Here is a 1191-nt window from a genome sequence, read left to right as displayed (position 1 = left end):
GGGGGAGAGAGTCCGTAAATCTGTAGAGGGAAAAAGTGCAGATAAAAAGCGAGATTGCGGTGTTGGATAAAAGAGAGGCAGGTGTTTGGTGCGGATGGCCGGATTTGAACCGGCACAGCGTGAGCTACTGCCCCCTCAAGACAGCGTGTCTACCAATTTCACCACATCCGCACGAACTCCGAGAGTCTAACAAAGCCTTCCTTGGCAATGCAATGGTTTTCCTTTGCCCACCCAGGGCAATCGCATTTGCCAATTGCCTCACTGTTGCCACAAGCGAAACGGTGCATGTCGGGCGTCCGCCCTCCCAAAGAGTGCCCCTTTGGGGCACAAATCGGTGCGGCGTGCGCGAATGCTTGCGCATTCGCTTTTGTGAAACGCCGCACATTACCAACAGGGCTTTGCCCTGCACCCACCAGGAGGAGATAATCTCCTCCTGGAGCTCCATAATAATTTTCTGGTTTTCAAATGCGATTGCCCTGTTGCCCACCTCTCTCCAGACAATCAATCTCTCATGATCTGAACCCGGTTGAATACTCTCTTGCCAGCGTGTATCCTCAACGGCGGGTCGGAGTAATTATTGGACGATCTGGTGAACCGATCACAGGATATATGAGGTGACCATGAAGAAAAAAGATTGGCTGATTGATGTGGATCAGAGTACCTTCGATCGGGATGTGTTGGAACGATCCAGTGATGTTCCTGTTCTGGTCGATTTTTGGGCGCCGTGGTGTGCCCCATGCCGAGCGTTGGGACCGGTTCTGGAAAAGTTGCAACAGGAGATGGTCGATCGTTTTGTGTTGGCCAAAATCGATTCCGACAAAAATCCCGAACTGTCCAGAGAATATCAAGTACGCTCTATCCCGGCAGTCAAACTGTTTGTGGATGGCGAAGTTGAAGATGAGTTTACCGGAGCTTTGCCGGAACAGGCCATTCGGCAATTTTTGGATCGGGCTATTCCCTCTCCCTTGGACCGTCTGGCACAACAAGCCAGTATTTTGGCCGATCAAGGGGCCTGGGATAAAGCGGGAGAGTTGTTTGCCCAGGTTTTGGAACAAAATCCCCAACATGTTTTGGGTCTGCTGGGGATGATTCGTGTCCTGCTCAATGGCCAGCGCAGCGACGAAGCGGGTAAATATTTTGCGCGCCTGCCCATCAAAACGGCAGAGAGCCCAGAAGGCAAACTGTTACGGG

Annotated in this window: 1 protein-coding gene and 1 tRNA gene; one reads left to right on the top strand and one right to left on the bottom strand. The window is 52.0% G+C overall.

The features are described 5' to 3' along the window. Positions 1-86: 86 nt before the first annotated feature. Positions 87-171: transfer RNA gene (locus tag EJP87_RS16745), tRNA-Leu, on the bottom strand. A 449-nt stretch (positions 172-620) separates the two neighbouring features. Here EJP87_RS16745 and trxA point away from each other — a divergent pair. Next, a partial coding sequence (trxA, locus tag EJP87_RS16740; protein ID WP_130472967.1) for a thioredoxin occupies positions 621-1191 on the top strand: 571 nt, incomplete at its 3' end.

Origin of the sequence: Candidatus Magnetaquicoccus inordinatus (genome assembly GCF_004217665.1) — a bacterium.
GTDB classification, from domain to species: Bacteria; Pseudomonadota; Magnetococcia; order Magnetococcales; family Magnetaquicoccaceae; genus Magnetaquicoccus; species Magnetaquicoccus inordinatus.
Note: the sequence above shows the minus strand (reverse complement) of the source record. Positions and strands in the feature narration are given on the sequence as shown.